Genomic DNA, 24,562 nt, shown 5'->3' on the forward strand with positions numbered 1-24,562 from the left:
ACGCGTCGAAGCGTTGCAAAAGCATCCGGCAATCCTGCCCCATGACAGGTCATCGGTTATATCAGACGGCACCGGCCCATCCGGCCCATCTTCTGTTGGCGTCCTGAGGGACTGCCATTATCAGCATGCCAGCACAGGGCTGGAATAAAAACCGGCGGGAATTTCGTGATCGAAACCCGCCGGAAAAGTTTTTAGCGGCGAATGCCGAGTGCGCTGATCAGCTTGGTGTAACGGCTTTCGTCCTTCTTCTTGACGTAGTCGAGAAGCGAACGGCGGCTGGAAACCATGGTCAGAAGGCCACGACGGGAGTGGTTGTCCTTCTTGTGATCCTTGAAGTGGCCTGTCAGGTTGTTGATCCGTTCGGTCAAAATTGCGACCTGAACTTCCGGCGAACCGGTATCACCTTCCTTGATGGCGTATTCCTTGATGAGTTCGGCTTTGCGCTCTGCAGTAATCGACATCGGACGATCCTTTCTATTTAAGGAAAAACGGGACGCCAAGCACCGGGATGTCGTCCAGCACTGGCCATGTAGTAGCGCGGGCCAAGCCCAAGCTGCGCTGCCTATAAACCAAACGGCCCATAAAGGAAAGAGGCGATTGGTTTCGCCTCTTTGGGTCGCTCAGCCATCAACGTGGGTGTGTATGCTGTCGTTATCAGCCGAAAACGCGCTTCGGGCGGAACTCGCCTTCGGCAATTTCGCCGATGGCAATAAGCTTGCCGCGAGCGGTCGCATAGGCTTCCATCTCCTGTGTCGGCGCATCGCGCCCGCGCAGAAGAATGGGATTACCCATTTTGAGCCGATGGGCCTGGTCATCATTGATGATGAGATGCGGCAGCGACGAAAGCGCTTCCGACGTGTCGATCAAATAGGCGTCCAGCGCCGCCAACCGCTCGTCACGGTCTTCGATGGCTTCGAACTCGACAAGCTTTGCAAGCGGCACCATCGCGTCTTCGGCAAAGGGTGCGACCATGGAGCGGCGCAGCTCAGAGATAAAGCCATAGCAACCCAGATCGCGGCCCATGTCACGGGCAAGTGCACGCACATAGGTTCCCTTGCCGCACTCCACTTCGAAATGGGCGGTATCGGCATCGGGGCAGGCCAGCAGGGTGATCCGGTGTATCTCGACCTCACGGGCCGGAATTTCGACTTCCTCGCCACTGCGCGCCAGATCGTAGGCCCGCTCTCCGGCAATCTTGATCGCGGAAAACTGCGGCGGTATCTGGAGGATCGTGCCGGTATAGTTGGGCAGCAGATCGCGGATCGCCTGCTCATTCGGACGGTCGGCTGATGTGTTGAGCACATCACCTTCCATGTCGTCGGTGGTCCGCTCTTCGCCCCAGGTTACGGTGAACTCGTATATCTTACGGCCATCCATCACATAAGGCACGGTCTTCGTGGCATCTCCCAGCGCAATCGGCAACATACCGGAGGCCAAGGGATCAAGCGTGCCAGCATGACCGGCCTTCTGTGCGTTGAAGAGCCATTTGATTTTCGAAACGGCCTCGGTAGAGCCGAAATCGAACGGCTTGTCGAGGATAAGCCAGCCGGAAATCGGTCGGCCCTTGGGCTTACGGTGTTGTTGTTTGCGTGGTTTGGACATGCTTCAGTTCTGTTCGTCGTCTTTTTCGTTTGAAGGTCCCAGATCGCGCTGCACCTCCGGCGAACGCAGGAGCGCGTCGATCTTCTTGTAATTGTCGAAGCTGGTATCGTCGCGGAACCGGAGCTCCGGCACATATTTCAGCTGCCGCAAATGCGGGCCCAAGCGGCCACGCAGAAATTTGGCGTGGCGGTTCAGTGCCGTGATCGTATCGGTGTGGTCGTCAACGCCAATCGGCGTCACGTAAGCGGTCGCGATCTTGAGATCGGTCGACATGCGCACTTCCGAAATGGAAATCACCGTCTTTTCGATCAGATCGTCGCGAACTTCGCCGCGTTGCAGAATTTGGGTCACCGCAGCGCGAACCTGTTCGGCAACGCGCAGCATGCGTTGCGAGGGCGCGGATGATGATGCTTTTGCCATTTTATCTTAGCCTTAAACAAAGCGAGCGCCGGTTAAGCCGGCGCCCGACAGTGTATTCTCGTTGTGGCGAAACGCTTAGAGCGTTCTGGTGATGTGCTCTACGCGGAAGCACTCGATGGTGTCGCCTGCACGGATGTCCTCGTAGTTTTCGAACGCCATACCGCACTCCTGACCAACCGGCACTTCGCCGACTTCGTCCTTGAAGCGCTTGAGCGTCTTGAGCTTGCCTTCGTGGATGACGACATTGTCGCGCACCAGACGAACGCCTGCACCACGTTCCACCTTGCCTTCGACGACACGGCAACCGGCAACCTTGCCGACCTTCGTGATGTTGAAGACTTCCAGGATTTCGGCGTTGCCGAGGAAGGTTTCGCGGCGTTCCGGAGACAGAAGACCCGACATCGCTGCTTTCACGTCATCCACCAGATCGTAGATGATGTTGTAGTAGCGAATTTCGATACCGGCGCGTTCGGATGCGGTCCGTGCCTGAGCGTTGGCGCGTACGTTGAAGCCGATGATCGCAGCGTTGGAGGCCTCGGCAAGCGAGATATCCGACTCCGTGATCGCACCTGCACCAGAGTGGATGATGCGTGCGCGAACTTCGTCTGTTCCAAGCTTTTCAAGCGATGCGATGATCGCTTCGACAGAACCCTGCACGTCACCCTTGATGAGCAACGGGAAGTCCTTGCGGCCACTGGCCTGCAACTGCGTCATCATCTGTTCCAGCGAACCGCGCTGGCCAGTCTGACGGGCAACAGCCTTGTCACGTGTCAGGCGCTGACGGTACTCGGAAATTTCACGCGCACGGCTTTCGTTTTCGACGACCGCGAAGCGGTCACCGGCAGATGGTGTACCCGAAAGGCCGAGAACCTCGACTGGTGTAGCCGGACCGGCTTCCTTGACGTGTTCGCCCTTGTCGTTGACGAGTGCGCGCACACGGCCCCACTGGTCGCCGGCAACGATGATCTGGCCCGGACGCAACACGCCCTTCTGAACCAGAATAGTCGCCACGGAACCACGACCGCGATCGAGCTGAGCTTCGATAACCGTACCTTCCGCGGTGCGGTTGAGGTTTGCCTTCAGATCGAGAATTTCGGCCTGGAGCAGAACGGCTTCGAGAAGCTTGTCGAGGTTGAGCTTGTTCTTTGCGGACACTTCCACATCGAGAACTTCACCTCCCATGGATTCGACGAAGACTTCGTGCTGCAACAGCTGCTGGCGAACCTTTTCAGGGTTTGCCTCGTGCTTGTCGATCTTGTTGATTGCCACGATGATCGGCACACCAGCGGCTTTTGCGTGGTTGATCGATTCAATCGTCTGCGGCATCACGCTGTCATCGGCTGCGACCACCAGAATGGCGATGTCGGTTGCCTGCGCACCCCGAGCACGCATGGCCGTAAAGGCGGCATGGCCGGGGGTGTCGATGAAGGTGATCTTGTGACCGTTCTTCTCGACCTGATAGGCGCCGATATGCTGAGTGATACCGCCGGCTTCACCCGAAACAACGCTCGTCTGACGGATGGCGTCGAGCAGCGATGTCTTGCCGTGGTCGACGTGACCCATGATGGTAACGACCGGAGGACGCGAAACCAGTTCGCCGCCATCGTCGTCGGATACGTTGAAGATGCCTTCTTCGATGTCGGATTCGGATACGCGCTTGACGGTATGGCCGAATTCGCCAGCGATGATTTCGGCCAGATCGGCGTCGATGACGTCGCCCGGCTTCATCATCTGACCTTCCTTCATCAGGTACTTGATCACATCGACGGCCCGTTCGGACATACGCTGCGACAGTTCCTGAATGGTGATGGTCTCAGGCAGAATGACTTCACGCATGACCTTTTCGCGGGTTTCCTGCATCTGGCCACGACGGAATTTTTCCTGACGGCGGCGCATGGCGGAAAGCGAGCGACCGCGCGGGCTGCCGTCTTCTTCCAGATTGGACGTTACCGTCAACTTGCCACGACGACGCTCTTCTTCGGTCTTCAGGCGGGCCGCAGGCTTGGTCGGGGCAGGGGCCGCGACCTTGCCGCGAACCGGTACGCCACTGCGACGTGCACCACGATCGTCTTCTTCCTCGCCACCGGGGCGACGGCCACGGGGACCGGCATTGTCGATCGGTGTCGGAACGGCAGCCGGAACGGTGCGCAGCTGCGGACGTGAGTCCGGGCGGCCCGTGCTGGCAGGTGTTCTGGTCGCAACAGGCGCAGGTGCGGCTTCGGCAGGCGCTGCAACAGGAGCCGGTGCCGTCTTGGCAGCGAGGGCTTCTTCGGCTGCGCGGCGCGCAGCCTCTTCCTTCTCGGCCACTGCACGGGCTTCTTCTTCGATTTTTCGGCGTGCTTCGTCTTCGGCGCGCTGCTTGGCTTCTACGATGTCGCGAGCCTGAGCTTCTGCGAGAGCCCGACGGCGCGCATCCATTTCGCCAGCCGAAAGGTCATGCAGGACGGCGCCACGCGGGCGGTCCGGCTGACGCGCAGGCTGCGAAGATGGCGCAGAGCGGTTCTGATTGTTGTTATTGTTCTGGTTGCCAGACTGATAGGGCCGCTGCGCCTGAGGCTGCTGCGGGCGCTGAGCTGCGGCAGGCGCTGTAGGCCGTGCTGGCTGTGGTGCTGCTGTCACTGTCGGCGTGATGGGCTTTTCGTCTTCGGGACGCAATGGGCGGCGTTTGCGTGTCTCCACGACAACCGCGTTGGTGCGACCACGACCCATATCCTGACGCACAGTTCCCGTAGACGCTCCACTCGGCTTCAGAGTAAGGGTCTTCTTGGGTTGTGCGTTGAGTGTCTTGTCGTCGTTGTTATCGGTCATTCCGTTCCCGTTCCTTCGGACGAGAGCCGGATGACATTCATCAGGCCCTGTCTTTAACTAGCTGCATCCGAACGCGGTGGCGGATAAAGTCCGATGACCGCGTCATTGTATTGTCCGGGCAGCGTCTAAATCCGCCTGAGGTTTATCGCCATTGCGATATCGCTCGAGCATCTTTGCGCGCTTCACTACACCCTCACCCGCCTGCCCTGCAAGCGCGCAGGCATGGATAAAAGCATTCTGGCCCATCAGTTCGTCCATTTCCTGCTCGCTGAAGAGCCGAAAGGACGGTATTTCTGTCTCGGCGCCTGAGCCGAGGGTCCAGGCCTTGCGGGCCTGGTTGATCTTTCTCACGCCATCCGGCGCGGCATCCGTTGCGTGGAACACCGCAAGGGCATGTCCCGAACGCACGGACGCATCCACTTTCGTGGCGCCGCTGATGAACTGACCCGCCTTGCGCGCCATGTTCATCATTCCGGTCAGCTGCTGCGCCATCAGCCGGTCCATCATCTCAAGGAGTTCAGGTCCGGTTTTGACATCCGTCTTCAAGGCGCGCGCGAAAAGCTTCTTCGCAATGGCCTTCTCGATCAGGGCGCGCTCGGGAGTGACCCAGCATCCGCGCCCTGGCAATTGGCGTTTCAGGTCCGGAACAACGCTTTTGTCCGGGCCTGCGACAAAACGGACCAACTCATCGGGTGTTCCACTCTGCCGCGTTACAATGCACATCCGCTCGCTGCCTGTACCTTCGACCAGCTCGTCATCGAGCAGGTCGTCAGGCTCATGCGCTTGCGAAATCATTCCTGATCGGCGGTATCCGCCTCCTCGGTAGCAACCTCTTCCTGCTTAGCAGCAAGATCTTCAGCGGTGATCCAGCCAGCCAGAAGACGGGCCTGAACGATCATGTTCTCGGCTTCGACGCGCGACACGTCGAGCTTGGAGAAGGTACCTTCGAACTTCTTGGTCTCGCCGTCCTTGCGTTCGCTCCAACCGACCAGATCGTCAGCGGCGCAGCCTGCGAAGTCTTCGATGTTCTTCACACCTTCTTCGCCCAGTGCCACCAGCATCTGCGATGTCAGGCCGTCTATCTGGCGCAGTTCGTCGGACACGCCGAGCTCCTTGCGCTTGGCATCCATTTCCGTCTCGATACGCTCGATATATTCTTTCGCGCGTGTCTGGATTTCGACAGCCGTATCTTCATCGAAACCGTCGATGGACGAGATTTCGCTCAGGTCCACGTAAGCCAGTTCCTCGACCTGTGCGAAGCCTTCGGATGCCAGAACCTGGCCGACCATTTCGTCCACATCCAGCGCTTCCATGAAGATGCCGGTGCGTTCGTTGAATTCCTTCTGACGGCGCTCGGACTCTTCGGCTTCCGTCATGATGTCGATGTCCCAGCCGGTCAGCTGCGATGCCAGGCGCACGTTCTGGCCGCGACGACCGATGGCCAGCGACAGCTGCTCATCCGGCACGACGACTTCAATGCGCTCTGCCTCTTCGTCGAGAACGACCTTGGAAACTTCAGCGGGCTGAAGGGCGTTGACGATGAAGGATGCCGGGTCCTGAGACCATGGAATGATGTCGATCTTTTCGCCCTGAAGCTCACCAACAACGGCCTGAACGCGCGAACCGCGCATACCCACGCAAGCGCCGACCGGATCGATCGAGCTATCGTTGGAGATGACGGCGATCTTGGCACGCGAACCGGGGTCACGGGCAACCGACTTGATCTGGATGATGCCGTCGTAGATTTCAGGCACTTCCATGGTGAAGAGCTTGACCATGAACTGCGGATGCGTGCGCGACAGGAAAATCTGCGGGCCGCGCTGTTCGCGGCGCACGTCGTAGACGAAGGCACGAACGCGGTCGCCGTAACGCAGGTTTTCGCGAGGAATCATCTCGTCACGACGGATAATGCCTTCGCCACGACCGAGATCGACGATGACGTTGCCATACTCGACGCGCTTGACGGTACCGTTGATGATTTCGCCGATACGATCCTTGAACTCGTCATACTGGCGATCACGCTCGGCTTCACGAACCTTCTGGACGATGACCTGCTTGGCGGACTGGGCAGCGATACGGCCGAAATCCATCGGCGGCAGCGGATCGGCAATGTAGTCGCCGATCTTGGCATCGACGTTACGGTCGCGTGCCAGTTCCAACGGAATCTGCGTGCCGTAGTCTTCGGCCTTTTCGACCACTTCGAGCAGACGCTGCAAGCGGATTTCGCCGGTCTTGGAGTTGATGTCGGCGCGAATGTTGGTCTCGGAACCGTAACGCGAGCGGGCAGCCTTCTGGATAGCATCAGCCATTGCGGCCAGCACGATTTCGCGGTCGATGACCTTTTCGCGCGCCACAGCATCGGCGATCTGCAGAAGCTCAAGCCTATTAGCACTGACTGCCATTTTTATGTCTCCGTAAGTCGTTTTGCCCGCGTTGTCAGGGCTTACTTTGGAATTAGTCTTCGTCTGCTTCTTCGTTCTGATTGGCAGCCGCGGCCTTGGCCTGCTTGTCCGCCTTCAGTGCGTCGCGAATAAGATCGTCCGTCAGGACCAACTTCGCGTCGGAAAGTGTGTTGAACGGGATCATCACCACGGGCTCTTCGCCATAGGCAATCTGGTCGCGCTCCAGTCTGAAACCGTCCGCTTCGACGCTGGCGATCTTGCCGCGAAAGCGCTTGCGGTTGTCGACCAGGATCGATGTTTCGACCTTGACGATATGGCCCTGCCAGCGAACGAAGTCGGTCTTGCGCACCATCGGCCGGTCGATGCCGGGCGACGACACTTCGAGATGATACGCCTTTTCGACGGGGTCTTCCACATCAAGAACCGGTGAAATCGCCATGGAAACGGCTTCACAGTCCTGCACGGTCATGGTTCCGTCTTCGCGCTCGGCCATGATCTGCAGGGTCGAGCCGTTCTGGCTGGAAAGCCGGACGCGCACCAGAAGAAAGCCCATGCCTGTCAGCACCGGCTCGATGATTTCGGCGATGCGCTGGTCGATGCCTGTTTCGGTTATCAGTCTTGGTTCGGCGTCTGCCATTCTGGCCTTCCGGTCTTTCTCTGCGCCGGAGGCTAGCTCCGGTTTTTAGGGCGCCTAACGAAAAAGAGCGGAGCCTTGCGGCCCCACTCTTCATCAGACGATCAAGAATTTGAAGGTCCGTATAAACCCAAATCGTCGATATTGCAAGGATGAGGCGCAAAAGCAGCGAAATTGGCTTTCGTCACAATTTTACCTTGGCACGCGCCGAAACAGTGGCATCCTCTCAAACGGCGTCTATAGTGTGACCCGGATGACCAGCAATTGCATCAATTGGACTGCCCGTGCCCGATAGAAAATCTCCCCTTACGCCACTCAAGCATCAAACCTACCGCACAATCTGGTTTGCGAGCATTGCCTCGAACTTCGGTGGGCTTATTCAGGCGGTGGGCGCTGCCTGGATGATGACGGCGCTGTCCTCGTCGGAAAACATGATCGCGCTGGTGCAGGCATCGACCTCGCTGCCCATCATGCTGTTTTCGCTGGTATCAGGTGCATTGGCCGACAGTTTCGACCGCCGCCGCATCATGATTTCGGCGCAGCTTCTGATGCTTGCCGCCTCTATCATGCTGACGGTGTTCGCCTGGTTTGGATGGCTGTCACCGTGGCTGCTCCTGTTCTTCACATTCATGATCGGCTGCGGTACGGCGCTTAACAATCCCTCATGGCAGGCGTCCGTTGGCGAGATGGTGCCGCGCGAAGATCTTCCGGCAGCGGTGACGCTCAACAGTGTCGGCTTCAACATCACCCGCAGCGTCGGCCCGGCCATCGGTGGTGTGGTGGTGGCGATTGCAGGTGCGGCAGCGGCGTTTCTCGTCAACACCTTCAGCTATTTTGCGCTGATCTATGCTTTGGTGAAATGGCAACCGCCCAAAAGCACCTCCACGCTGCCACGCGAGCATCTCTTCGCCGCCATCTCCGCTGGCATGCGCTATGTCGCCATGTCGCCGAATATCGGCAAGGTTCTGGTGCGCGGTTTCCTGTTCGGCCTTTCCGCCAGCGCTATTCTGGCGCTGATGCCGCTGGTCGCGCGCGATCTGGTGCAGGGCGGGCCTCTGACCTACGGTATCATGCTGGGCGCCTTTGGTGTCGGCGCAATCGGCGGTGCTCTGGTCAGCGCACGCCTGCGCGAAATGGTCAGCAGCGAATGGATCGTGCGCGTCGCCTTTCTCGGCTTTGCCCTGAGCTCCGCCGTTACCGCCGTCAGCACGAGTGCCATCCTGACTGCGCTGGTTCTGACGATTTCCGGCGCAAGCTGGGTTCTCGCACTGTCGCTATTCAACACCATCGTGCAATTGTCCACGCCGCGCTGGGTCGTGGGCCGCGCGCTCTCGCTCTACCAGACGCTGACCTTCGGCGGTATTGCCGTGGGCAGTTGGCTGTGGGGTTCGCTTGCCGAAAATTACGGCCTGACCTATTCACTGCTCTGTTCGTGCCTGCTGATGCTGCTGGGTGTTCTGGTCGGCTTCAAGCTGGCAATGCCAGCCTTCGCGTCGCTCAATCTCGATCCGCTCAACCGTTTCGTCGAACCGAACCTGCGCCTTGACGTCAAACCGCGAAGCGGGCCGATTGCCATTCTCGTCGATTACGAGATCGATGATGCCGACCTGCCGGAATTCATGTCGATCATGGCAGAGAGACGACGCATCCGTCTGCGCGACGGCGCCCAGAACTGGACGTTGATGCGCGATCTGGAGAACCCGGATATCTGGACGGAAATCTACCATGTGCCGACATGGGTGGAATATGTGCGCCACAACCACCGACGGACGCAGGCCGATGCCGAGAGTTGGGACAGTATTCTGGCGCTCCACCGCGGCAGTACACGTCCCCGCGTGCATCGTATGATCGAACGTCAGGCCATACCGCCGCAGGATGATATCTTCCACAAAGCCCACATCGACCCGCACTGAAGGCAGCATGACCGGGACACGTGGACGATCGGTCTTCGCTAAAATATCCGACCCTCGGGAACTTTTTTGACCGTGGCAGCTTCATGCGTCTCATATGGTCAGGGGAAAGTCATGAGAGCCTTCGAAAGTCCGCGCCTGAGAGGCAACCCTGCGCTATGGCTTGCTTCCCGTTGCGCCAAGGCTTCCACCAGATATCGCCTGTGAAACCAGCGCTTTTTTTAGAACGACAACATTTATCAAAGACTTTTAGGCATGACGGGGCAGACAATTGTATAAGGAAACAAGCGGCATAGGCCCAATTCTGGATAAGCTATTCGAGCAGGCGCCGACGTTCATCGCCCTTCTTCACGGCCCGGATCACCGCTTCGAGCTTGCCAATCGCAGCTATATGACATTGGTGGGTCGGGACGATCTCGTGGGCCGGACCGTTGCGGAAGCCTTGCCGGATGCCGTCTCGCAGGGTTTCCTGAACATTCTCGACGACGTCTATCGAACGGGCTCAACTTATTCTGCTCCCGGCGCACTCTACGCGGTTCAGCCGGAAATCGATGGCCCCGTCACAGAGCGCTACCTCGACTTCATCTACCAGCCCATATTGGGAACGGATGGAAAGGTGGAGGCGATCTTCGTCGAGGGGTCCGATGTCACCGAGCGGACGTTGGCTGAGCGGAAACGTCGCGAGAGCGAAGAACTCTACAAAGGTTTGTTCGACGCGATAGACGAGGGCTTTTGCGTCATCGAGTTCTTCGATGGGCCACACGGTCCAAACAGCGACTACATCCACATACAAGCCAATGACGCCTACGCCCGACACGCTGGTATTCCCAACGTCGTTGGGCAAAAATTGCGTGAGATGGTTGGGGATGAGGCGGATGCCTGGGTCGCCCGTTACGGCGAAGTTCTACGGACCGGCAAGCCGATCAGGTTTCAACAGGAACTGGTTGCGACAGGCCGCTATCTGGAGCTAGCGGCTGTGCGCATCGAGCCGGAAAGCAAGCGGCAGGTCGCGGTCATGTTTCAGGACATCACCGCCAGACGCCGAGCCGAAATTGCTTTGGCAAAACTCAATGCCACGCTGGAACAACAGGTTGAGGAGCGCACAGCCGAACTGATGGTCGTGGAAGAGGCTCTGCGCCACAGCCAGAAAATGGAGGCCGTGGGGCAACTGACCGGTGGCCTTGCACATGACTTCAACAACATCCTTGCTGGTATCAGCGGCAGTCTGGAGATGATGAGCACGCGCCTGGCGCAAGGCCGTGTCGGTGATATCGAGCGCTATATCAACGGTGCGGTGGGCGCAACCAAGCGTGCTGCGGCCCTAACGCAACGGCTTCTCGCCTTCTCACGGCGACAGACGCTCGATCCCAAGCCGCTCAACGTCAACACCCTCGTGGACGGTATGCTCGATCTCATCACCCGAAGCGTCGGCCCCGCCATAAAGGTGGAAACGGTGGGTGCGGCGGGACTGTGGGCAACCAGTGTGGATGCCGGTCAGCTCGAAAATGCTCTTTTGAACCTCTGCATCAATGCGCGGGATGCCATGCCCGGCGGCGGTAACTTGACGATTGAGACCGGCAATCGCTGGATCGATGACAGGGCGGCGCGGATGCGCGGGCTCGAGCCGGGGCAATATGTTTCGCTCTGTGTATCCGATACGGGAACCGGCATGAGCCAGGAAATCATCGACCGGGCATTCGATCCTTTCTACACGACCAAACCGATCGGGCAGGGCACCGGCCTTGGTCTCTCCATGGTGTATGGATTTGCAGGCCAGTCGGGTGGTGCGGCGCGGATTTATTCCGAAGTCGGGAAAGGCACGATGATATGCCTTTATTTGCCCAGACACGCCGGTGACATCGAAACCACTGAGGCCGAGCCGCTTGGCGTGACGGATGCGCTGCGTGCCGATGGCGGAGAAACCATCCTCGTCGTCGATGACGAGCCATTGGTGCGCATGCTCGCCGTCGAGGAGCTTCAGGATTTGGGTTATTCGGTCATCGAGGCCGAAGATGGCGCGTCGGCCTTGCGCATATTGAACTCGGCGCGCGACATCAGCCTTCTCATTACCGATGTCGGGTTACCCGGCGGAATGAACGGGCGACAGCTGGCCGACGCAGCCCGCGTCAACCGACCCGGGCTGGAGGTGCTGTTCATCACCGGCTACGCCGAAAACGCAGTCCTCAATCACGGGCATCTCGATCATGGCATGCATGTCATGACCAAGCCGTTTCAGCTTGATGTGTTCGCGCAACGGGTCAAAGCCCTCGCTGGCCCCCGGCAATAAACCTGCGCTTAGCTGCGCAGAGCCTCTACGGTGGACTGACGATAGGCAAGCCATGCAGGCAATATTGCCAGAACCGCTGCGACGCCAAGCAGCAGCCCTGCCTGAGTGAGGTCGGCGCGAGCAAATTCGACCGGCATCGCCACGCCGCTCTGGGCAACAAGCATGCCTGTAATCGTTTTGGCGGCGGCAAAGCCGATGCCGAAGCCTAGGATAATGCCGGTCGCGAACAGCGTGAACAGTTCCGTCCATACGATCAGCGATATGGAGGAGCGTGGCGCTCCAAACGCGCGCAGAGCCCCGATCTGCTTTCGCCTCTGCACGATATGCGTCAGGGTGACGAGAATGAGCGATGCCGCGACCAGCAATTGCGCGCCGATTGCCACGATCGATAGCACCTGACGCGCATCCCCCAACGTCGCGTAGAGTTTCGTCAGCACTTCGCCGGGGAAAACGGCAAGTGTGTTGCCCTGACGGTACTGCTGTCTGAGCTTGTAGGCATCTGCAATGGATTTGGGCTTCACCAGAATGGCAGGAACACCGGGCGTATCGGCATCGAAAACCTCGTTCAGCGCATCGTGGTCGTGCCCTTCGTGACCCTCTTCGTGGGCCTCGGCACCATGCTCGTGTGCATGATCATGATCGCCCATGCCATGGATGTGCCATACGGAACTGATGGGGACGAGGATCGCCCTGTCCCACGGCGTGCCCGTGGGTTTCAGTTTGCCCTGAACATGGTAGACGATTTCAGTATGCGTATGGCCACCTTCTTGCGCACTGCCATGCATAGGCTTGATTTCAGCACCCAGTGGCAAATCCACCGCAGAGCCGATGACGGCATCTTCGCCATCTGCAAAACTCTGGCCTTCCACAAAGCCGCCGGAGGTGTTTTTGATCAAGGCGGTCGTGGTTCCCACAATAGGATAGCCGGCAAAGGAATCGCCAAAGCCGACCGGCCCGGCCCACGCGACGCGGGGATCTGCCGACAGCGCGGCCAGCGTTTGACCGCTGACGAGTGGCAGTGGCGCAGCCTGAAGGAAAACGGACGACAGAACGAGCTGGGTTTCGCTACCTGCCGCACCGATGACGAGATCGAACTTATCGGCAGCGCGCGCCGAGCCCAGCCGCAGCGCCCGTTCCTGTAAGGTGACGGTCGCGCCCAGTCCAGTTGCCATCGCAACCAGAATGACGACGATGAGTGATCCTGCCCATAGACGCTTGAGGTCTGAAACTATAAAACGCAACATATCAGGGTTTCCCGGCGGTGTCGGTGACAACACGCCCATTGGCGAGCTCCAGACGACGGTCCAGCCGTTCCGCTAGACGCCGGTCGTGGGTGATGACGATCAGGGTCGAGCCCTCTGCCTGGGCAAGATCGACCAGCAATCCACCGATGGCCTCGCCATTCTCAGGGTCCAGGCTTGCGGTCGGTTCGTCGGCAACGATGACACCCGGCTTTCGCAGCAGCGCACGGGAAATGGCCACGCGCTGCATTTCACCGCGCGACATGGTGTCGATCTTCTGGTCGGAGCGCGACAATCCGGTCTTTTCGAGCAGCGCTGCTGCGCGTTCACCTAGTTCTTTCGACATGCTGCGGGCCAGACGCACAGGCAAAAGCACGTTCTCTAACGCGGACAGGCCAGACAGAAGGTGGAAGTCCTGCATCACGAGCCCGACGTTTTCGCCACGCCAGCGGTCTCGTCTGGTCTCGGTCAGGTCGCCGATGCTTTGCTCGCCCCATGTGACGCTGCCCTGACGTACCCGTTCCAACCCCGTGATGACGTTGACGAACGTGCTTTTGCCCGAGCCGGACGCACCTGTGATCGACAGTTTTTCGCCCGCCGAAACCACGAGATTTTCAATGGACAGAACGGGTGCTGCGAGCCCCGGATAGGATACGGACAAGCCGGATATTGTTAGTGGCAGCATGATCACGAAACCCTGTACTGAGCGTCGCGGATACGCACGAGACTGACGAAGCCCGTTTCTGGGTCCGTCCATGATCCGCGCTCCAGCATGCCCGTCACTTCGATCGTGGTGCTGGGCTGCACGAAGGTCTGTTTCTCGGAGAGGTAGACGACGACGATGTTATCGGGCCAGTCGGAATCCGATGAGCAGAATGGGCACAGCGCCATGGGAATTTCGGTCAAAACAAAAAAGGCCGCTTCGGCCTTCAACGGCGGCGCCATGAAACCCTTCATGCGGATTTCCTTGCCGGTCAAGGCCTTGAGCTTTTCGGAAAACTCAAGTCCCAGCACGCCGATCTTGCCGTACATTTCATCGAAGGTGAGGGGAGATGGCGCAGCAGCGGCCTGCTTCGTGCCGAGTGCAAAGGCTGCCAAACCGGCGAGTTGAAACGACTGCCTGCGTGTGAAAATGGCTTTGTAAGGCGCCATGGCGGTCTCCGATGAATAGGTCTGTAACAGGGCGACCCGGCCTGTATGATGCAGACCGGGTCGCTTTATCTGGCTAAGCCGTTTTTTACTGCGTCTGCTTTGTGCCAAGCGCGAAGGTATCGGCCAACACGCGGTAAACATCGCTCTGTTCCATGTAGCCTTTGAACTCTTCCGAGCCGGGGCCGGTGGACTGAAGCACGATGTCGTCGACTGCGTGAACGCCGCTGTCGCCGTCCTTGGGAATGTTACCCTGTACGAAGACGGCGCCGGGAACGTTCTTGTAGGCTTCGTTGGCGATATATTCCTTCTTCTCGTTCTGGATTGCCGGAACGAAAGGACCATCCATCTTCGGACGGAATGTTTCGTAATGGTCAGGGCCATTATTGGCGTTCAGGAACAGGCGGCGGGTCACATCGATCCGGTCTGGGTAACCGTCACCGTCCTTGTCTTCGTAGTTCGGGAAGCCTGCTTCGGCATAGGTGCCGACCTTGGCGCGCATTTCATCGCCCGGCTTTTCGTCATCGACGGTGCCGATGATGGAAACGCCATGCGTATGGTCACCGGTAACGACGATCAGCGTATCAGGGTTCTTGGCAGCGAATTCGCGGGCGACGCCAACGGCCTTGTCGAATTCGATGGTTTCGACAACGGCGCGATCCCAATCCAGCGGGTGGGACATCTTGTCGATGTTGGCAGCTTCAACCATCAGGAAGAAGCCGTCTTGATTTTTCGAAAGCTCACCCAGAGCGGCCTTGGTCATATCGACCAGACCTGGCTGGTTCGGAAACTTGTCGACGGTGCCCTTCTTGAGGAAGTTGCGGTCGAGAAGCGTGTCCATGTTGCCGGTGTGGAAGAGGCCGAGAAGCTTGCCGGTGTTGGAACCCTCTGCCTTTTCAAGCTCGCTCTTGTCGGTGGCAAGCGTGTAGCCTGCGTCCTTGAAGAGCTTGATGTAATCCTTGTCGTCCTTGCGCTTGGAGCCGGGGATGTCCTTGCTGAGGAAATAGGCCGAGCCGCCGCCCAGGACGACATCTGGCTTTACGTCGAACATCATGCCGGTGATTTCGGCCTTGTCGGCACGCTTGCGGGTATGGGAGACGATGGCCGCAGGCGTTGCATCCTGCAATTCGGATGTCGTCACGATACCGATGGACTTCTTGGTCTGGCGGCGCAGCGCCTCACCCATTGTCTCGACCTTTGGATCGTCAAGGCTTGCAGGCGTGCGGTCGCCATAAACGCCAAGCGCGTTTACAGGCGCCTTGTGGCCGGTCATGTAGGCCGACATGGTGTTGGCGCTATCGGTTGCGACAGCTTCTGTCGACGATGTGCCGATGAAGGCCATGCGGTCCATGTCGTCCATGTTGAGGCGACCGTTCGCCTTGCCTTCGGTCATGCCCTTGGACATGATGCGGGCGGCGGTGCGGTGCGCAACCGACAGGCCATCGCCCAGCAGGAAGATGATGTTTTTGGCCTTTGGCGTTTCAGGGGTGCCATAAACCGTCCAAGTGACGTTTTTGGTTTCGGAACCTGCAGAAACCTCGATCTTGTAGTCACCCGCCTTGGCGATCTTGAGACCGCGCAAGCTGACGGCGGAGCCAAGAACCTTGTCTTCCTTGCCTTTTTCTTCAGCTGTGAAGGTCACGTCCGAGCCGAAGACGGTCTTGTAGTCCTGGCCGTTGACGGTGATCTTGACGTCTTCAGCCTTTACAACGTTCTTGAATTCGACTTTGAAGTCGAAGGGAGAACCGACCAGAATCGTTGCACGATCAAGCGGATAGACGGTTGCTGCCTGTGCAGCGCCGGCAAGCACGGTGGTCGCGACGAATGCAGCGATAATTTTGCGCATGATAACCTCGAAGGAGTTATGTTTTATGAAAAAGCTCCCCGCCTATAGGCACCGCGCATGACACTGAAATGACGATCGGCGCGAATCCAACGGGTGCTTCGCAACCCCGCGTTTTTTCATTCCTGCCGCGTTGAAAGGCGCTCAGGGTGCGTCATCTGTTTTATGCAAGCTTTATTTCTTCATTTTTTGGTGCAATCGACGCGTCTATCCGCCTTGCAGCGGGAAAAATCGCTCCTTATATACCCCCCAGACAGCAGCAAGTTTGCTGCACAAACCGGAAGACCATCCAAGTCAAGGAGTTGTCAGTGGAATGCCTCCCGGGGTTCCGACAACTCGCTTCAAGGAGAGAAGAACATGGCAAAAGTAATCGGTATCGACCTTGGCACGACCAATTCCTGCGTTGCAGTGATGGACGGCAAGGACACCAAAGTTATTGAAAACGCGGAAGGTGCACGCACGACCCCTTCCATGGTTGCATTCAGCGACGATGGCGAGCGTCTGGTCGGCCAGCCTGCAAAGCGTCAGGCCGTCACCAATCCGACCAACACATTGTTTGCCGTCAAGCGCCTGATCGGTCGCCGTTACGAAGACCCGACTGTCGAAAAGGACAAGGGCCTCGTTCCGTTCGAGATCGTCAAGGGCGACAATGGCGACGCATGGGTTCAGGCACAGGGCAAGGGATATTCCCCTTCGCAGATTTCCGCGATGATCCTTCAGAAGATGAAGGAAACCGCTGAATCCTACCTCGGTGAAAAGGTCGAAAAGGCCGTCATCACCGTTCCAGCCTACTTCAACGACGCACAGCGCCAGGCAACCAAGGATGCAGGCCGCATCGCTGGTCTCGAAGTTCTGCGCATCATCAACGAGCCGACGGCTGCGGCCTTGGCTTACGGCCTCGACAAGAAGGAAGGCAAGACGATTGCCGTGTACGACTTGGGTGGCGGTACCTTCGATATTTCCGTTCTGGAAATCGGCGATGGCGTTTTCGAAGTAAAATCCACCAACGGCGATACCTTCCTCGGTGGTGAAGACTTCGACATGCGTCTGGTCGAATATCTGGCCGGTGAGTTCAAGAAGGACCAGGGCATCGACCTCAAGGGCGACAAGCTTGCGCTTCAGCGCCTGAAGGAAGCTGCCGAAAAGGCAAAGATCGAACTGTCGTCTTCGCAGCAGACCGAAATCAACCTGCCCTTCATCACGGCAGATGCGACCGGTCCGAAGCACCTGACGCTGAAGCTGACCCGCGCCAAGTTCGAAAGCCTGGTGGACGATCTGGTTCAGCGCACCGTTGCACCGTGCAAGGCCGCGCTCAAGGATGCTGGCCTGACGGCAGCCGAAATCGAAGAAGTCGTTCTCGTTGGCGGCATGAGCCGCATGCCGAAAGTACAGGAAATCGTCAAGCAGCTGTTTGGCAAGGAGCCACATAAGGGTGTGAACCCGGACGAAGTGGTTGCCATGGGCGCCGCCATTCAGGCCGGCGTTCTGCAGGGTGACGTCAAGGACGTGCTGCTTCTCGACGTGACGCCTCTGTCGCTCGGTATCGAAACTCTGGGTGGTGTCTTCACACGTCTGATCGACCGTAACACGACGATCCCGACCAAGAAGAGCCAGACCTTCTCGACCGCCGAAGACAGCCAGTCTGCCGTGACGATCCGCGTCAGCCAGGGTGAGCGCGAAATGGCTGCCGACAACAAGTCGCTCGGTCAGTTCGACCTCGTTGGCCTGCCGCCAGCACCACGCGGCGTTCCGCAGATCGAAGTGACCTTCGATATCGACGCCAACGGCATCGTGCAGGTTTCGGCCAAGGACAAGGGTACCGGCAAGGAGCAGCAGATCCGCATCCAGGCCTCTGGTGGTCTGTCCGATGCGGACATCGAAAAGATGGTGAAGGACGCCGAAGCCAACGCTGAAACCGACAAGAAGCGTCGTGCGGGTGTGGAAGCCAAGAACCAGGCCGAAAGCCTCATCCACTCCACCGAGAAGTCGGTGGCGGAGTATGGCGACAAGGTTTCCGAGACGGACCGCAAGGCCATCGAAGACGCCATCGCTGCGCTGAAGACCTCGGTTGAAGCATCCGAGCCGGATGCCGATGACATCCAGGCGAAGACCCAGACGCTCATGGAAGTGTCCATGAAGCTGGGTCAGGCTATCTACGAAGCACAGCAGGCTGAAGGCGGCGAAGGTGCTGCCGAAGGTCACAAGGACGACGTGGTCGATGCGGACTACGAGGAAATCAAGGACGACAAGAAGTCCGCATAAACGTGGCTTTTGAACTCCAATTGATGCTTGACTGAAATCCGGCTGCCTCGTGCAGCCGGAAATCCATTTCCGGGGCTTGTTAATTAATGGCGAAAGCAGACTTTTACGAAACACTTGGCGTTGGCAAAGCTGCCGACGAAAAAGAGCTGAAAAGCGCCTTCCGCAAACTCGCGATGAAGTACCATCCGGACAAGAATCCGGGTGATGCCGAATCCGAGAAGAAGTTCAAGGAAATCAACGAAGCCTATGAAACGTTGAAGGACCCGCAGAAGCGGGCAGCCTACGACCGCTTCGGCCATGCGGCTTTCGAACAAGGCGGCATGGGCAATGCAGGCGGCGGCTTCGGCGGCGGTGCGAGCGGTGGCTTTTCCGACATCTTCGAAGACATCTTCGGCGAGATGATGGGTGGCGGACGTGCGCGTCGCTCCAGCGGCGGACGCGAACGCGGTGCCGATCTGCGCTACAACATGGAGATATCGCTGGAAGAGGCCTTTGCAGGCAAGACCGCGCAAATTCGCGTTCCGACCTCGATTACCTGCGATGTCTGTACCGGTTCCGGCGCAAAGCCCGGCACACAGCCCAAGACCTGCGGAACCTGCCAGGGCTCCGGTCGCGTGCGCGCAGCACAAGGGTTCTTCTCGGTGGAACGCACCTGCCCAACCTGTCACGGTCGCGGCCAGACGATCACCGATCCTTGCGTGAAGTGCCATGGTCAGGGCCGTGTGACGGAAGAGCGGTCGCTGTCGGTCAATATTCCAGCCGGTATCGAAGACGGTACGCGCATTCGTCTGCAAGGCGAAGGCGAGGCAGGCATGCGCGGTGGCCCCTCGGGCGATCTCTACATCTTCCTGTCGGTACGACCTCACGAGTTCTTCCAGCGTGACGGTGCCGATCTCTATTGCGCTGTACCTATCTCGATGACGACGGCTGCACTTGGCGGCACCTTCGATGTGACAACGCTGGATGGCACGAAGTCGCGCGTGACGGTGCCTGAGGGCACGCAGGCGGGCAAGCAGTTCCGTCTGAAGGGTAAGGGGATGCCGGTTCTGCGCTCTGCGCAGCAGGGTGATCTCTATATCCAGATACAGATCGAAACACCGCAAAAGCTGACCAAGCGTCAGCGGGAACTGTTGCAGGAATTCCACGAACTGTCGTCCAAGGACAACAACCCTGAATCCACTGGCTTCTTTGCCCGGATGAAGGAATTCTTCGACGGCTGATGCTATCGCTTGATATCCACGTCAAAGCCGCGCTTCGAAAAGAATGCGCGGCTTTTCTATGCCATAGCCCGCAACGTGCTGGTAGCAAGAATGGCAGCAAAGACGAAGAGGCAGGTTGCCGCGATGCGCTGGATGGCCTCTGGCTTCAGCGCAACCGTCTTGCTTCTCGATACTTGGTGACCGATGGCGATCCAGCCGGATGCGGCAAAGACAACCAATCCCGTGAACAGGGCAAGCCATGGAATCAGCTGAGTGATAGCACCATGCGGCATGATGACGATGGCAATGATCAGGGCTTTGGGGTTGAGCATGGTGGTGACCAGAATATCCGTCGCGGTAACCTCTTTAACCCCTACCTCGACCGAGGTCTTGAACCACAGCCGGTAGCTCAAAAATAGCACCCAGAGGCAGGCGCAGATTTTGGCTGCAAGCAGCAATTGCGGCTGTTGTGCAAGAAACGGTGCGGCCAGAACAGCAACGGGAATGATGACGAGGAGATATCCGACGATCTCGCTGAGGATCAGCGGCAGAGCGCGAAGGACGCCGCGGGAATATCCCGCCAGCGCCATCAGCGTGTTGGTCGGCCCAGGCGTCAGCAAAAGAAGCAGAATGGCACCGGTGAATTCCAGAAATGTCGACATGCGCAGGCTCCATCATAGAGCTGGACCATAGCTGATCTCACCGCAAGTGGTTTGATTTCGGTCAATTTCGCCAGGCCAGATCAGCCCGCAAACCCGCCTTCTTCCAGAAAGCGTTTTTCATCCGCCGTGCTTTCGCGCAGAAGAATGTCGTTGCGATGCGGGAAGCGACCGAAGCGTTCAATGATGTCGCGATGCTCGATGGCAAAAGGCAGATAACGCTCGCCCAGGGGTTCGCACAGCTTGCAGCATAAATTCTGGTCTTCGAGGTCTTCCGAGTGCATCAAAGGAAGATAGAGGAAGATAGGAAGCTCTGGATCGATTGTCTTGTCGCGGCCGCGCCGCAGGGCCTCCTGGGTGTAGTGACGGGCGAGCGGGTCTGTCGCGTACATATGGGCCGTGCCGCGAAAGCAGTTGCGGGGAAACTGATCCAGCAGCAACAGCAGCGCAAGACTGCTTTCCGCGTCCTCGAGCCATGTCTCCAACTCGCGCCGTGCGGCTGCGAAATGTAAATCCCGGAAACGATCATGGAACGTCGCGTCGAACTGGGCGTCTTTGTCGAACCACTTTTCAGGTCCGGCATCTTTCCAAAACGCGATAACGTCAGAAGCGGACGTAGCGGTGCCCTTGCTCATGGCCTTCTCCTCAATAATGCGGTGGCTTGGTTATGGCGGGGGCTTCGAGTGATTGCTCCTCGAGGTTCAGGAACCGGTCGGTCAGCCGATCCAGCTTGGCGCGGGTCTGCTCGACGACTTTCCATTGCTCTGTCAGCTGATCGGACAGTTCTTCGATGGTCTTTGCATGATGCGCCACGGTTTCTTCGAGCGCAATGATACGGTTTTCGCTGTCGTCAGCCATGGGCACCTCCTGATTTATGCCCTGCTTTGCCAGCTTTACGTCTCATGAACAAGACAAAGGCCGGACATGATGCCCGGCCTTTGATGGTTTTCGTGGTGTGGTGGCGGATCAGTCTTCTTCCTGGAAGACCTCTTCGCGCTTCTTCTTCACACTTGGCAGGAAGACGACAACCAGAACCGCCAGTGCGATCAACAGCAAGGTTGCGCTGATGGGGCGTGTAACGAAGGTCGTCGCGTCGCCGCGCGACAGGATCATCGCACGCCGCAGGTTTTCTTCCAGCAGTGGCCCCAGAACGAAGCCCAGCAGAAGCGGTGCCGGTTCGCAGCGCAGTTTGACGAGCGCATAGCCGATAAGCCCGAAGAAGGCGACGGCATAGAGGTCGTAGACGTTGGAGTTGACGCTGTAGACCCCGATGGCACAGAAGGCCATGATGATGGGGAAGAGCACGTAGTAGGGGATGGTCAGCAGCTTCACCCACAGCCCGATCAGCGGCAGGTTGAGAACCACAAGCATCAGGTTACCGATCCACATGGACGCGATGATGCCCCAGAACAGAGCAGGCTGTTCGGTTGCGACATTGGGTCCGGGGACGATGCCCTGAATGATCATGGCACCGATCATCAGCGCCATGACGGGGTTAGCGGGAATGCCGAGCGTCAGAAGCGGAATGAACGAGGTCTGCGCACCGGCATTGTTGGCCGATTCGGGGCCAGCGACACCGGCGATAGCGCCGTGGCCGAACTCTTCAGGATGTTTCGAGACGCGCTTTTCGACCGTGTAGGACGCGAACGCCGCAAGAATCGCACCGCCACCTGGTAGGATGCCGAGTGCCGAACCGATGGCCGTACCACGCAGGACCGGGCCGATCATCTGCTTGAAGTCTTCCTTGCTGGGCAGGAGGCCGCTGACCTTTGCCATCAAGACAGACCGAGTCTTTTCGTTTTCGAGGTTTCGCAGGATTTCGGCAATACCGAAGACACCGACGGCAACGGCGACGAAGTTCAGACCATCGGCATATTCACGGATGCCAAGCGTGAAGCGTGGCGTACCGCTATAGATATCCGTGCCGACAAGACCCAAGAGCAAGCCCAGCACCACCATGGCCAGCGCCTTGATGATGGAGCCATGGGCCAGCGCGATGGACGAGACCAGACCGACGACCATCAGCGAGAAATATTCGGCAGCGCCGAATTCCAGTGCGATGGCCGTCAGCGGTGGTGCAAAGACGGCGACGAGGAATGTCGAGACCGTACCGGCAAAGAACGAGCCGAGTGCTGCGACCGAAAGTGCCACGCCCGCCTTGCCCTTGCGCGCCATCTGGTAGCCATCGATGGCGGTGACCGCGGACGAGGATTCGCCCGGCATATTGATGAGGATCGCCGTGGTCGAGCCGCCATACTGCGCGCCGTAATAGATACCGGCCAGCATGATGAGCGAGGAGACCGGCTCCAACTGGAAGGTGATCGGCAACAACATCGCGATGGTTGCCGTGGCACCGATGCCGGGCAACACGCCGATCAAAGTGCCCAGCAGCACGCCGATGAGGCAGAAGAACAGATTGTCGATAGAGGTTGCGGTGGAAAAACCCAGCGCGAGATTATTGAACAGTTCCATCATGCACCTCAGAAATTGAGCCAGGGGCCGAAGCGCTGGAAGGGCAGGCCAAGACCGTAGTCGAAGACTGCGACGGAAAAGATGGTGATACCGATGGACAGGATGACGGCCATCAGCGGTTTCATCTTATGCGATGCAAAGGATGCGATCAGTGCGCTGATAAAGAGTGCCGTGACGAAACCCAGGCCGCGCACCGTCATGCCGAAGAAGATCGGTGCCGGCAGAATGAGGAAGATGCCGCGCCATGCGATGGGGCCGAGCGGTTCGCCCTGAACCTTGCCAGCCCGCACGAGGATGAGTGTGCCGAGCCCGACGAGAATGAGCGACAGCACCAGCGGGAAATAGCCGGGGCCCATGCGAAACGCCGTTCCCAGCTCCAGCCCATAGGATTGCCAGGCAAAGAAAATGCCGAGCAGAATGAAAAAGGCGCCACAAATCGCCTCTGTTGCGTCGAAAGAAAGTGATTTCATGTGTGTGTCCCCCGCTGGCGAGTGAAAACCGGTGGCATGGAAACACCACCGGTCGATTGCGTGCGCGCAGACTTAGTCGGCGTATTGCCCAGCGGCTTCGATCACCGTCTTCCAGCGTGGTATCTCGCTTTCGAGCTTGGCTTTGAGGGCCGCAGGCGTGCCATCTGCTTCAGGCGATGGCGTGGTGCCCAGTTCTGCAAAGCGGGCCGCGACATTGGGGTCCTTCAGCGCGATCTGAAGCGACTTGGACAGGCGCTCGTTGATCTCGGCAGGCGTGCCCTTCGGCGTATAGATGCCGTGCCAGACGCCGACTTCGAAGTCCGGCAGACCGGCTTCAGCCGAGGTCGGTACATTCGGCAGCACATCCAGACGCTTCGGTGTTGTCACCGCATAGGCCTTCACGGTGCCGCCCTGGATCTGCTTGGTGGTGTTGGTAGTCTGGTCGCACATGATATCGACTTGACCGCCGAGAAGATCGGTCATGGCCGGACCCGTGCCCTTGTAAGGAACGGTGACGAGCGGAGTCTGGATCGCGCTCATGAACAGCATGCCGCACAGATGCGAGGCCGCACCGATACCCGCATTGGCCACGGTGACCGTGTCCTTGTTAGCCTTGGCATATTCGATCAGGCCCTTGAGGTCGGTCGTCTCGAGTGTCTTACGCGACAGAATGGTCATCGGCACTTCGGTGACGAGGCCGACATAATCAAAGGCTTCGAGCGTGTTGTAGGCCAGCTTGCGGTAGAGCGTGGCGCTGGTGGCCATGCCGATGTGGTGGAGAAGAACGGTGTAGCCATCCGCATCGGCCGATGCGACACGGCCCGCACCCAGCGTGCCACCGGCACCGCCGACATTTTCCACGATGATCTGCTGGCCCAAATCCTTCGACATGGATTCGGCAACGAGACGGGCAACCGTATCGGTCGGGCCACCGGCGGCGAAGGGAACGACCATGGTGATGTTGCGCTGCGGGTAGGTTTGCGCGGCGGCGGACAGAGCAAACAGCGATACGGCAGCAGCAGCCACGGCACCTGTGACGGTATTGAGAATTTTCATCTTTTCCTCCCGATGAAATATGGCCTCATCGACCGTCGCACTCCTATTGCGCCGGTCGGGGTGAGGTTATTTGCAATCGGTGTCGGCGTCGGCGCAATGCCGGGCAGAGCAACGGAGAAGAAAAGCCCTCGCTGCCTGGGCATAATGG

21 protein-coding genes are annotated in these 24,562 nt (G+C 58.6%); 4 read left to right on the forward strand and 17 right to left on the reverse strand.

What is annotated here, in order from left to right; all coding sequences use genetic code 11:
- Positions 1 to 191: 191 nt before the first annotated feature.
- From rpsO to rimP, 7 genes are all read right to left on the reverse strand, one after another.
- Positions 192 to 461 (reverse strand): 30S ribosomal protein S15, encoded by a 270-nt coding sequence (rpsO, locus tag HRR99_RS14925; protein WP_111840177.1) that lies wholly within the window; start codon positions 459 to 461, stop codon positions 192 to 194.
- Positions 462 to 654: 193 nt separating this feature from the next.
- Positions 655 to 1,602: a tRNA pseudouridine(55) synthase TruB gene (truB, locus tag HRR99_RS14930; protein WP_233122279.1), complete on the reverse strand. Its 948-nt coding sequence runs from the start codon at positions 1,600 to 1,602 to the stop codon at positions 655 to 657.
- A 3-nt stretch (positions 1,603 to 1,605) separates the two neighbouring features.
- Positions 1,606 to 2,022 carry a 30S ribosome-binding factor RbfA gene (gene rbfA / locus HRR99_RS14935; RefSeq protein ID WP_111840175.1) on the reverse strand — a complete coding sequence of 139 codons (417 nt, stop codon included), beginning with the start codon at positions 2,020 to 2,022 and terminating at the stop codon, positions 1,606 to 1,608.
- 75 nt (positions 2,023 to 2,097) lie between these two features.
- Complete coding sequence (gene infB / locus HRR99_RS14940; RefSeq protein ID WP_233122280.1) at positions 2,098 to 4,830, reverse strand: translation initiation factor IF-2; 2,733 nt, start codon at positions 4,828 to 4,830, stop codon at positions 2,098 to 2,100.
- 102 nt (positions 4,831 to 4,932) lie between these two features.
- Positions 4,933 to 5,625, reverse strand: a complete 693-nt coding sequence (locus HRR99_RS14945) for an RNA-binding protein (protein WP_111840173.1) — start codon at positions 5,623 to 5,625, stop codon at positions 4,933 to 4,935.
- On the reverse strand, positions 5,622 to 7,232 hold the full coding sequence (gene nusA / locus HRR99_RS14950) for a transcription termination factor NusA (RefSeq protein WP_233122281.1): 1,611 nt from the start codon (positions 7,230 to 7,232) through the stop codon (positions 5,622 to 5,624). Before nusA ends, HRR99_RS14945 begins: the two co-directional genes overlap by 4 nt.
- A gap of 52 nt (positions 7,233 to 7,284) precedes the next feature.
- Complete coding sequence (gene rimP, locus HRR99_RS14955) at positions 7,285 to 7,869, reverse strand: ribosome maturation factor RimP (RefSeq protein ID WP_233122282.1); 585 nt, start codon at positions 7,867 to 7,869, stop codon at positions 7,285 to 7,287.
- A 281-nt stretch (positions 7,870 to 8,150) separates the two neighbouring features.
- On the opposite strand from rimP, the gene HRR99_RS14960 reads away from it, so the two are divergent.
- Together HRR99_RS14960 and HRR99_RS14965 are read left to right on the forward strand one after the other, a co-directional pair.
- Positions 8,151 to 9,779 carry an MFS transporter gene (locus HRR99_RS14960; RefSeq protein ID WP_111840170.1) on the forward strand — a complete coding sequence of 543 codons (1,629 nt, stop codon included), beginning with the start codon at positions 8,151 to 8,153 and terminating at the stop codon, positions 9,777 to 9,779.
- A gap of 268 nt (positions 9,780 to 10,047) precedes the next feature.
- A complete protein-coding gene (locus HRR99_RS14965) occupies positions 10,048 to 12,063 on the forward strand; it encodes a PAS domain-containing protein (protein WP_162698060.1) in 2,016 nt (671 codons plus the stop codon).
- 8 nt (positions 12,064 to 12,071) lie between these two features.
- Here the strand turns inward: HRR99_RS14965 and HRR99_RS14970 are convergent, their stop codons facing one another.
- From HRR99_RS14970 to HRR99_RS14985, 4 genes are all read right to left on the reverse strand, one after another.
- Entirely contained in the window at positions 12,072 to 13,307 is a 1,236-nt protein-coding gene (locus HRR99_RS14970; protein WP_233122283.1) for an FtsX-like permease family protein, read from the reverse strand.
- A gap of 1 nt (position 13,308) precedes the next feature.
- Positions 13,309 to 13,989 (reverse strand): ABC transporter ATP-binding protein, encoded by a 681-nt coding sequence (locus HRR99_RS14975; RefSeq protein WP_233122284.1) that lies wholly within the window; start codon positions 13,987 to 13,989, stop codon positions 13,309 to 13,311.
- A 2-nt stretch (positions 13,990 to 13,991) separates the two neighbouring features.
- The gene (locus tag HRR99_RS14980) at positions 13,992 to 14,456 is read right to left on the reverse strand and encodes a hypothetical protein (protein ID WP_111840167.1); all 465 of its coding nucleotides are present in this window, start codon (positions 14,454 to 14,456) and stop codon (positions 13,992 to 13,994) included.
- Between the two features lie 85 nt (positions 14,457 to 14,541).
- Positions 14,542 to 16,299: an alkaline phosphatase gene (locus tag HRR99_RS14985; RefSeq protein ID WP_233122285.1), complete on the reverse strand. Its 1,758-nt coding sequence runs from the start codon at positions 16,297 to 16,299 to the stop codon at positions 14,542 to 14,544.
- 354 nt (positions 16,300 to 16,653) lie between these two features.
- Here HRR99_RS14985 and dnaK point away from each other — a divergent pair, with 354 nt between their 5' ends.
- Entirely contained in the window at positions 16,654 to 18,558 is a 1,905-nt protein-coding gene (dnaK, locus tag HRR99_RS14990) for a molecular chaperone DnaK (RefSeq protein ID WP_112497910.1), read from the forward strand.
- A gap of 86 nt (positions 18,559 to 18,644) precedes the next feature.
- The gene (gene dnaJ, locus HRR99_RS14995) at positions 18,645 to 19,778 is read left to right on the forward strand and encodes a molecular chaperone DnaJ (protein ID WP_233122286.1); all 1,134 of its coding nucleotides are present in this window, start codon (positions 18,645 to 18,647) and stop codon (positions 19,776 to 19,778) included.
- 56 nt (positions 19,779 to 19,834) lie between these two features.
- On the opposite strand, the gene HRR99_RS15000 is transcribed toward dnaJ, so the two are convergent.
- From HRR99_RS15000 to HRR99_RS15025, 6 genes are all read right to left on the reverse strand, one after another.
- Positions 19,835 to 20,419, reverse strand: a complete 585-nt coding sequence (locus HRR99_RS15000; RefSeq protein ID WP_233122287.1) for a LysE family translocator — start codon at positions 20,417 to 20,419, stop codon at positions 19,835 to 19,837.
- 80 nt (positions 20,420 to 20,499) lie between these two features.
- On the reverse strand, positions 20,500 to 21,051 hold the full coding sequence (locus HRR99_RS15005) for a DUF924 family protein (RefSeq protein ID WP_233122288.1): 552 nt from the start codon (positions 21,049 to 21,051) through the stop codon (positions 20,500 to 20,502).
- Between the two features lie 10 nt (positions 21,052 to 21,061).
- Entirely contained in the window at positions 21,062 to 21,274 is a 213-nt protein-coding gene (locus HRR99_RS15010) for a SlyX family protein (RefSeq protein ID WP_233122289.1), read from the reverse strand.
- Positions 21,275 to 21,382: 108 nt separating this feature from the next.
- Positions 21,383 to 22,888, reverse strand: coding sequence for a tripartite tricarboxylate transporter permease (locus HRR99_RS15015; protein WP_045230251.1), 1,506 nt, complete (start codon positions 22,886 to 22,888; stop codon positions 21,383 to 21,385).
- Between the two features lie 8 nt (positions 22,889 to 22,896).
- Positions 22,897 to 23,358, reverse strand: coding sequence for a tripartite tricarboxylate transporter TctB family protein (locus HRR99_RS15020; protein ID WP_045230198.1), 462 nt, complete (start codon positions 23,356 to 23,358; stop codon positions 22,897 to 22,899).
- A gap of 72 nt (positions 23,359 to 23,430) precedes the next feature.
- Positions 23,431 to 24,414 (reverse strand): tripartite tricarboxylate transporter substrate-binding protein, encoded by a 984-nt coding sequence (locus tag HRR99_RS15025; RefSeq protein ID WP_065700065.1) that lies wholly within the window; start codon positions 24,412 to 24,414, stop codon positions 23,431 to 23,433.
- Positions 24,415 to 24,562: the final 148 nt, after the last annotated feature.

This window comes from Agrobacterium vaccinii, assembly GCF_021310995.1.
Taxonomy (GTDB): Bacteria; Pseudomonadota; Alphaproteobacteria; order Rhizobiales; family Rhizobiaceae; genus Agrobacterium; species Agrobacterium vaccinii.

What these genes read in the sequence shown, in the direction of transcription:
- HRR99_RS15025 (WP_065700065.1), bottom strand. Translation starts at nt 24,414, where the DNA reads ATGAAAATTCTCAATACCGTCACAGGTGCCGTGGCTGCTGCTGCCGTA.
- HRR99_RS15015 (WP_045230251.1), bottom strand. Translation starts at nt 22,888, where the DNA reads ATGGAACTGTTCAATAATCTCGCGCTGGGTTTTTCCACCGCAACCTCT.
- HRR99_RS14985 (WP_233122285.1), bottom strand. Translation starts at nt 16,299, where the DNA reads ATGCGCAAAATTATCGCTGCATTCGTCGCGACCACCGTGCTTGCCGGC.
- HRR99_RS15020 (WP_045230198.1), bottom strand. Translation starts at nt 23,358, where the DNA reads ATGAAATCACTTTCTTTCGACGCAACAGAGGCGATTTGTGGCGCCTTT.
- infB (WP_233122280.1), bottom strand. Translation starts at nt 4,830, where the DNA reads ATGACCGATAACAACGACGACAAGACACTCAACGCACAACCCAAGAAG.
- HRR99_RS14970 (WP_233122283.1), bottom strand. Translation starts at nt 13,307, where the DNA reads ATGTTGCGTTTTATAGTTTCAGACCTCAAGCGTCTATGGGCAGGATCA.
- dnaJ (WP_233122286.1), top strand. Translation starts at nt 18,645, where the DNA reads ATGGCGAAAGCAGACTTTTACGAAACACTTGGCGTTGGCAAAGCTGCC.
- dnaK (WP_112497910.1), top strand. Translation starts at nt 16,654, where the DNA reads ATGGCAAAAGTAATCGGTATCGACCTTGGCACGACCAATTCCTGCGTT.
- HRR99_RS14980 (WP_111840167.1), bottom strand. Translation starts at nt 14,456, where the DNA reads ATGGCGCCTTACAAAGCCATTTTCACACGCAGGCAGTCGTTTCAACTC.
- rbfA (WP_111840175.1), bottom strand. Translation starts at nt 2,022, where the DNA reads ATGGCAAAAGCATCATCATCCGCGCCCTCGCAACGCATGCTGCGCGTT.
- truB (WP_233122279.1), bottom strand. Translation starts at nt 1,602, where the DNA reads ATGTCCAAACCACGCAAACAACAACACCGTAAGCCCAAGGGCCGACCG.
- HRR99_RS14975 (WP_233122284.1), bottom strand. Translation starts at nt 13,989, where the DNA reads ATGCTGCCACTAACAATATCCGGCTTGTCCGTATCCTATCCGGGGCTC.
- HRR99_RS14945 (WP_111840173.1), bottom strand. Translation starts at nt 5,625, where the DNA reads ATGATTTCGCAAGCGCATGAGCCTGACGACCTGCTCGATGACGAGCTG.
- HRR99_RS15010 (WP_233122289.1), bottom strand. Translation starts at nt 21,274, where the DNA reads ATGGCTGACGACAGCGAAAACCGTATCATTGCGCTCGAAGAAACCGTG.
- nusA (WP_233122281.1), bottom strand. Translation starts at nt 7,232, where the DNA reads ATGGCAGTCAGTGCTAATAGGCTTGAGCTTCTGCAGATCGCCGATGCT.
- HRR99_RS15000 (WP_233122287.1), bottom strand. Translation starts at nt 20,419, where the DNA reads ATGTCGACATTTCTGGAATTCACCGGTGCCATTCTGCTTCTTTTGCTG.
- rimP (WP_233122282.1), bottom strand. Translation starts at nt 7,869, where the DNA reads ATGGCAGACGCCGAACCAAGACTGATAACCGAAACAGGCATCGACCAG.
- HRR99_RS15005 (WP_233122288.1), bottom strand. Translation starts at nt 21,051, where the DNA reads ATGAGCAAGGGCACCGCTACGTCCGCTTCTGACGTTATCGCGTTTTGG.
- rpsO (WP_111840177.1), bottom strand. Translation starts at nt 461, where the DNA reads ATGTCGATTACTGCAGAGCGCAAAGCCGAACTCATCAAGGAATACGCC.